Here is a 7,838-nt window from a genome sequence, read left to right on the forward strand (position 1 = left end):
ACTAATCAAACGTTTAATTAAAATGGCTGAAAAGTATTCCCTGCTAGAATTCCTCTTATAAACTACTAAAAAAGAATGTCGAATGTTCCACAGAAAAAACCATCATTTCCCGGAAAATTCTTCTTTATTCATTTGGACTGACATCATTCTCCTCTTATTCCGATGTTTCAACATTAATCAAACATTTGTTTAAAAATGAAATGAACCGTACTAATATTGGATTTTACTTTCCAAACCTTTGAAAGAATTGTCGAGAGCTGCAGGATTATTTCACACGGATTTTTTGACCAGCCCGGATTACATTCGGGTCATGAATACCATTCCACGTTTGCAGTTGGGCGACGGTTGTTTCGAAAACCAAGGCTACTTGGGACAACGTATCTCCCGTTTTTATGATGTAAAAAGCAGGTCCAGGTGATTTTTGAATCGAAAGCCGTAAAATTTGACCGACATAAATGAGGTTAGGATTTTCTATGTTATTTAATTTTGCCAATTCATCAACCGTTGTATTAAATTTCTTAGCAATTCCGCTTAATGTATCACCTGACTGAACCGTATAAGTGGTTAGAGCAGGCTGGTGCGAACCTGCAGCCGGGACAGTTCTGCTCCACGATCCAGCAAGATTCGAAAATTCATTATAATCAACTTGGATACCTGCTAGTGTGGTATCATGCTGATATTGCAGAATATGGTTAAAATCAGCTACATGGCCACGGGACCATGACGTGGTCTGCCAATAATAATCAGCTGCATGATGACGATAAAGCGTCTTGAGCACAGCATAAGAACCATAAACTCCCACCTTAAAACGTTTATCCACTCCGTCTCGCACACCTGAAAAATAGTTTAAAATGACGGGCATGTCAGATGGCTGCGCATCATAATCAACCGCAAAGTAAATCGCGCTTCCTTCAGTCTGGCCAATAGCGTTCGCATAAGTAGAAGCTTCTTTTGCATCAAGGATTCCTTTGTCCTTTGTAAAATAAGCTGCATACGTCGGATTGGTTTCCCATATACTGACGATCTTTAACCCAACCTCTGATATGGCATCTGCCTCTGTTTTGTCCATTGATTTCCAGCTGTTACCGAGGTAGCGTGCAACATACTGAACGCCAACCGATTTTAAGCCACTAGCTAACGAAGCATTCAGCTTTGTTGCACAATCAACTCCGTTTAATTCCCTCATTTGAATCCCCTCCATTTTAAAAAAGTTTACAATTTGCAATTCCGCTGTGACTTTAATCTTTCTGCCCTTTTGTACCCTCTTCATTATGTTTATGTTAGCACAATACTTTTGTTTGATTTCCATACATTGCTTCTCCATTTCAAGCGATACACGGATTCCCTTTTTAAAAGTTAAGGAAACATTCAGGTTTGTCATGCACAATACAGACATGGTTAAAAAATCATATCGTCTAACGATTCAATAGATAAATAATGAGGAGGAATTCACAAATGAATTTTAACATCCGTGGAGAGAACATAGAGGTAACGATAGCCATCCGAGAATATATCGAAAAGAAAGTATCAAAGCTAGAACGTCATTTAATCAAGAAAGAAGCTGCAAACGTATATGTAAATCTAAGGATTAACCCGGATAAAACATCAAAAGTGGAAGTGACGATCTCACAGCCGCACCTTGTCCTGCGGGCAGAGGAAACCCATATGGATATGTACGCTGCCATTGATTTAATCCTCGATAAGCTGGAACGTCAAATCCGTAAATATAAAACAAAGGTCAATCGTAAATATCGTGAAAAAACAGGAATGGGAGCCGCCTTCAAAATTGATAGAAATGAAGAGGAGACAGAAGACCAGTTGGAAGTGGTTCGAACAAAACAATTTGACCTTAAACCTATGGACAGTGAAGAAGCGATTCTGCAAATGGATTTGATTGGTCATAGCTTCTATGTATTCACCGATGCGGATACAAACCGCACCAATGTTGTCTATAAACGGAGAGATGGACGATATGGTTTAATCGAATCGCGTTAAAAGAATCCTTATTAAGAGGATTAAGAGAGTAAGATATGGGTAAACAAATTAGGAGAAAAAATTAACTTATTTAAAAGGAGAATGAACATCATGTGCATGTATACCATCTATATCCCATTCAAGGGAAAATTATATCAAACAAATGTGATCGCTGATAAAAACCAGCCGCAGGAGGAAATTTACAAGATCGGTAAAGAACAAGTGTTGAAACAATGGGCAAATTAAACCATCCTATATATATTCAAAGGATACCGTAATAGAGAGCGGTATCCTTTGTTTTTTTTTTCGATAATATGACTATTACGTTATGAAAAAGTAACTCTATTCTTCCCCGACCGTTTAGACACATATAAAGCTTCATCTGCATAACGGATAATTTCATTTGCCTGAACCCGTTCATCTTCCCATACCGCCGCGCCTACGCTGCAGCCTACCTGTATCTTTCGCTGATCAAGTTCAAATGGCTGGTTAAGACTGTTGATGATTCTTTCAGACACTGTGGTTGCTTCTTGAACGGAGTCATTGGCCGAAGTAAATAGAATGACAAGAAATTCATCACCACCAAGGCGGAATACACCTTCATGACCTCGGACACAGCTTTCCAATCGCCTGGCCGTTTCTTGCAATAACAAATCTCCCACTGGATGTCCCAATTTGTCATTGACTTGTTTAAAACCATCCAAATCCAGGTACAGGAAGGTAAGCTGGTTCCCTGATTGCCTTGCAGTTTCCGCAGCTTTTTCAAGATATGGATCAAGAGCAATCCGGTTCATTAACCCCGTCAACTTATCATGATGAGCGAGGGTTTCCATTTTTCCTAAATCCGACACCGTCCGAACCAGCGAGTCCACAAGATCACGAAGCGATAAGGAGAGAATCTCAATATCTTTGATTCCCTTATAGTAGGGAATTTCGACTTTTTCGCCTGCCCGTAAACGATTGGCAGAATAAGAGATTTGTTGAAGCGGTTTTGTGATTAAGGCCGAAGCAAACCAACCCAATAGAGCGAATATAATCGATAAGATGACTCCTATTTGTAAAATCGATTTCTGTAATTCATGTACTGGGGCAAAGGCAGTTTTTTCCGGTACCCGCACCAGGATCGACCAGCCCAAACCAGAATAGTTCTGATAACCGTCCCCAAATGCATAGCCTGTTAAATACTTCTGACCGTTGGGCCACGTTTCAATACGCCAGCTGTTCTGACCTTTTTTGGCAAGTGTAAGGCTTTCCAGGTTTAGCGGCTTGCCCACGTTAGCTTCAGGACCTAACAGGACGATTTGATCCTTTTTACTAACCACAAAAATTTCTGCACCATTGATCTTTTCCTTCAACGGCTTCAGAATTTCCTTTTGAACTTCATGGGACCACGCCCAGCTGAGGTGGGCAGCAATAACTCCAGCAAGTTTTCCATCCTCCGTTACAACAGGCCTGCTGATATCGACAAACTGTAACGGTTCACCGCTAGGATTGGGGAGCAGTTTAGCCAGTAAGACAGCATCATGCACATCTCCGATAAACGGTCCTTTTATTCCTTCTTGGAAGACAGGCCGTTTCGAAATATCGCCGCCTTTTAAAATTCCATTCGTAGACGCCAGTACCTTTCCATTTACATCGGTTACACCGACCCACGAGAAAGCAGGAATGCTGTCCTGCAACTGGTTTAGCAGGCTTTGAACGTGCCCGGAGTCAGTCGGATGCTGGATATCGCTTAACTGACTGATGACATTGATTTCCCCTGCCCTCGACCACATAAAGGCATCGAGCTTGTCCGCCATATGGTAAGCTGTAGCAGAAAGGGTATTTCCGATCTGGTCCTCGACTTTTTCACTTGATTGTTTCCCAATTAACACACTTAAAAGAGCCGTAATTCCAAAGATTCCAACTGCGAAAAGTACGGCAACATACGTGCGAAGTTTTAAATTCAATGTTATCCTCCATTCTAAAAGAGGGAATGTCATAGTTTGCTATTTTCATATTATACTAATTCTCTGCAATTCCCGCATAGGTCCTTTTTATGGATTTAGCTGAATGAGGAGCCAGAATAAAGCGGAGAGCTTTTGAATCTCCCCGCTTAACCTATCATTGAATAATAAAATGTGGACAGAAATCTTATTCCCCAGCAGAAAATTATCCTACTTGTGTCTTGCTCCACCTACTCTTCCTAACCATAAAAAACGTCAACAATAGGACCAAAAAGGCTCCGACAGAATCAAACAAAAAGACATCTTTTATGGAGGCAGTCCTCCCCGGCATGAACGATTGATGATATTCATCGCTCATCGCATAAATAACCGTTAAAATCCAGGAAAGGACATAAGCAAATCGGTAAATCTCAAGAGACTTAAAAAATAAGAATGCCAAAATGCCAAATACTGTAATATGAGTAGCCTTTCTCGCAATAAAATTCACAAAATCTATAGCAGATGGATCCAAGTTTATATGTAATGCCACAAATAGCTTCTCGATGGCACTTGAAGTACTGCTTCCAGTGGAATATGGAACCTGCGTAAACGCAAAAATGACCGCCATCCAAAGAATGGCCGCAAGAATCCACCATTTTCGTTTTCCCATTTAGGAATCTCCCCTCCTGTATCATAAATACTATAGTACAACCTTTCTCCGTAAAAGGACAAGATGGAAGCATGGGGACGGTTCTCGTGCTTCGGGAGCATGAGCACCGTCCCCACTGCCTCGAAAAATGATAAAAACACGCTGAATGATTCAGCGTGTGTATGTATACTTCCTTTATTATATTTCTTCTAGCGGGTGCGGATAACGGAGCTGTCCTATTTTTCCCTCAGGAATTTCTGGCTTTACCACTACCGTATGGCCCTTATTTTCATTTTCCCGAATTCTTGCTGCTAATTGGTCTAAATTTCTCCCATCATAATAGGAAGGTTGGTTGTTTCGGTCTAAATTCATCATTTTCTCCCCTTAATAGAAATACAATTATATTTTAAATAGTTGGAACAATTTAATAATATAGTCATAGTACTAAAGTTGTAAATGAATGATTTTCGACAATAATTTTAGGTCTTTTATCCCTAAAATTAAGGGAGTGGAGCATGGGGACGGTTCTCTTGCATTAAAATATAGAAGCATGAGAACCGTCCCCATGTTTTCATGCCACTTTTAAAGCAGAATATAATTGTATATAATGAATATATAATAAAAAAGAGAAGTGCGGCTAACACTTCTCACTGCAACCTCTACCGTCAGGGTGATGGTTGTTTGTGTATATTATTTATGAAGACCACCCTTTTGCTTCCGACGGCGCAGGGTGGTTTTCTTGTTTTCTAGGACGTTTTTCCGAAAGAAATAGGCGATTACTTCTCGCAAAATTCCTTTGAGAATCTCTTTTAGAATTTCAAGAAAATTTTCCAGGATATCACCTCCTTTCCGTATGGGAAAAGAAGATCACAAACCAGGCACCCTCACGATATTCAGTTGCCCCTCCATTCTATCATTATTTAATACACTAGAAACCTATCAATTTTCCCAAATTTCTGACATGATGAGTATTCTCTTCGACTACAAACAGCAGCTTGTCCTTTTAACCTCAGGAGTGAAAAATTAAATAGGTGGATTAGCTTCTCAAATTTTTTAGAGTCTATTCTCGAATTTCCGATTTCACAAAAAAAATGATGATATACAGAAGAACCGTATATCATCATTTTTTCAAATATCTTATCCTACCACAAGCTATTCAGCACAGTAGACTGGATGAGGTTCGTGTCTATATTACATGCCTCCCCATCAATTCCATATTGCCAGATTGAGATATTTATATTCTTTGGTGCGCCAGGCTGAAAGGCTGGTGCTTTATTTTTTGCTGTGACTCCAGGATCCGGATTACTGCTCCATAGTATGGTTTGCTCTTGGACCTTTTTATCTTTCGAAGCAGCGGCTTGGTAAGCAGCGGACAGCTTACTGTCTGGGGTTATCACACCATAAATTCCTGGCTTATACGGCGAGCTGGCTAACGTGTCCACCCATCCCCTAATAAACGCCTCATCGACTGGATAGGATGGTTCAATATCCGCAAAGATGGCGACTCCCTCCGGGATACCTATTTTCTGCGCGTAGGCAATTGCCTCTTTCGCCTCGGCTACTCCGTTTTCATAACCGACAGCTTCTTTAAAGTGATTAAAAATCGGGAGGATTTTGATGCCTTGCTTATGGAGTAAATCAACCTCTTCTTTAGTCAACCCCACAGATACATCTCCCTTAGACTCCAAGTATCGTCCGAACACAGTTGGGGTTCCATAATTATCCTTCACACACTGTAGAAATGCTTGGTCCACACTAGAAGCAGTGTCTACTCCCCAAACGATAGCTGGCTTTTCTTTTTGGGCGGGCTTATTTTGGGATGGTTTCTTTTGAGCTTGATTACTTTTATTTTGCTGTTGGCCTTGATTGGTCTTATCCTGTGTTGAGGTGTTTTTGGGGGACGGAGCATCTTGGGCTATTTTTGGAGAATAGACCTGAACAGTTGTTTTCTGGTTGAAGAATATAAGAAGTAAAGGCAAAACCAAGATAGCGGTTAAAACAATACTCCAAACCCATTGGCGTTTCTTCATATCATCTATTCCCTCCATACGAAAATCTCGTTAGACAGTATATTCGTATAGTCGTATGGGCGTGTGGGCTTAAGGCAGAAAGGAAGCACAGGGACGGTTCTCATGCTTCTGAAGCATGAGAACCGTCCCTGCGCTCCTAAAATAGTACTTTTTTACCATAACTTCCAAAAGGAATAAATTGGATTATGGATAGGTATTGAATATATAAACATAATAATGTATAATTATACTGGGTTGGATGGGGAAATGTGGACATCATGGTATTTAGCGTAGGTGGGGCTTTTACTAATTAAAACATGAGTTATTTGATTATGTTTTAGTGAATATTAATGAATGAATATTAACAAAAAATCACGGGGGAAGGTCTCATACTTTTGCATCATGAGACCTTCCCTTTTCATATTATTTCTTCTCAGCAGCAGCTCCGCTCAAATCTATAAACGGGGTAGCTCCTCCAGTCACACTTGGCAGGTGGCCATCCCACTTCTCCAATGCCTTTTCTTGCACCTCAATTTGTTTTAATTGAATTAACTCCGGTGTGACCTCCTGCTTTTTCAATCGTAATGCCTCTGCTTCAGCACCTGCCTGGGTAATTTGCTGCTGCGCTTCAATCTTGATCCTTTCCAAATCCCTTTGTGCCTTTAACGCATTTTGTTCAGCCGTCTGTTTCAATTCAATCGCTTTATTAAATTCCTCACTGAAGGCAAATTCCTTAATATTGATATCCTCAAGGATCATATAATATTTGGTTAATTTTTTGGCCAGCATATCCTTCACTTGTGCCGATACTTCTGGGCGTTTTGAGATTAATTCTTCAGCGGTGTATAGAGCTGTAACAGCCTTTAATGATTCAGCAATTGCAGGATCCACGATGCGGGCACGATAATCTGGACCAATTTCCTGGTATAGCTTATTGACAGCTCCTGGGTCAACCGAATAATTGACCGCGACATTTGCTGTGACCATTTGCAGGTCCTTTGAAGCAGCGGTCTGAGAGCTTTCTTCTTTTTGGACGCGGACCTCTACCTGTTCCACATTTTGAATGAATGGAATTTTAAAATGAAATCCCTCCGTTAAGATCGTTGGCTTGACTGCCCCCAATTGTAAAAGAACCCCTCTATAGCCTGATGCCACCGTAGTGCCCGAAAAAATAAACAGCACAATAACCACAACCAAAATCAAGCCACTTATAATAAGTTTGCTATTCCTCATGATGCTTCCCCCCCTCCTTGATAATATATGAGCAAGGGGACGGTTCTC

8 protein-coding genes are annotated in these 7,838 nt (G+C 40.6%); 2 read left to right on the plus strand and 6 right to left on the minus strand.

Annotated features, from left to right (window positions below; genetic code table 11):
• Positions 1–265: 265 nt before the first annotated feature.
• The gene (locus tag V7266_RS25830; protein ID WP_335472113.1) at positions 266–1,186 is read right to left on the minus strand and encodes a LysM peptidoglycan-binding domain-containing protein; all 921 of its coding nucleotides are present in this window, start codon (positions 1,184–1,186) and stop codon (positions 266–268) included.
• Positions 1,187–1,455: 269 nt separating this feature from the next.
• On the opposite strand from V7266_RS25830, the gene hpf reads away from it, so the two are divergent.
• A complete protein-coding gene (gene hpf / locus V7266_RS25835) occupies positions 1,456–1,995 on the plus strand; it encodes a ribosome hibernation-promoting factor, HPF/YfiA family (RefSeq protein ID WP_335472114.1) in 540 nt (179 codons plus the stop codon).
• Positions 1,996–2,085: 90 nt separating this feature from the next.
• Entirely contained in the window at positions 2,086–2,220 is a 135-nt protein-coding gene (locus V7266_RS25840) for a BA3454 family stress response protein (protein WP_335472115.1), read from the plus strand.
• Positions 2,221–2,300: 80 nt separating this feature from the next.
• Here V7266_RS25840 and V7266_RS25845 read toward each other — a convergent pair whose 3' ends face one another.
• From V7266_RS25845 to V7266_RS25865, 5 genes are all read right to left on the minus strand, one after another.
• Entirely contained in the window at positions 2,301–3,923 is a 1,623-nt protein-coding gene (locus tag V7266_RS25845; protein WP_335472116.1) for a sensor domain-containing diguanylate cyclase, read from the minus strand.
• A gap of 202 nt (positions 3,924–4,125) precedes the next feature.
• Entirely contained in the window at positions 4,126–4,569 is a 444-nt protein-coding gene (locus V7266_RS25850) for a VanZ family protein (RefSeq protein WP_335472117.1), read from the minus strand.
• A gap of 177 nt (positions 4,570–4,746) precedes the next feature.
• Entirely contained in the window at positions 4,747–4,920 is a 174-nt protein-coding gene (locus V7266_RS25855) for a hypothetical protein (protein ID WP_335472118.1), read from the minus strand.
• 770 nt (positions 4,921–5,690) lie between these two features.
• Positions 5,691–6,578 carry a glycoside hydrolase domain-containing protein gene (locus V7266_RS25860; protein WP_335472119.1) on the minus strand — a complete coding sequence of 296 codons (888 nt, stop codon included), beginning with the start codon at positions 6,576–6,578 and terminating at the stop codon, positions 5,691–5,693.
• 402 nt (positions 6,579–6,980) lie between these two features.
• Positions 6,981–7,790, minus strand: coding sequence for a prohibitin family protein (locus V7266_RS25865; protein ID WP_335472120.1), 810 nt, complete (start codon positions 7,788–7,790; stop codon positions 6,981–6,983).
• Positions 7,791–7,838 lie beyond the last annotated feature (48 nt).

The sequence above is a fragment of the Neobacillus drentensis genome, assembly GCF_036965645.1.
GTDB classification, from domain to species: Bacteria; Bacillota; Bacilli; order Bacillales; family Cytobacillaceae; genus Neobacillus; species Neobacillus drentensis_D.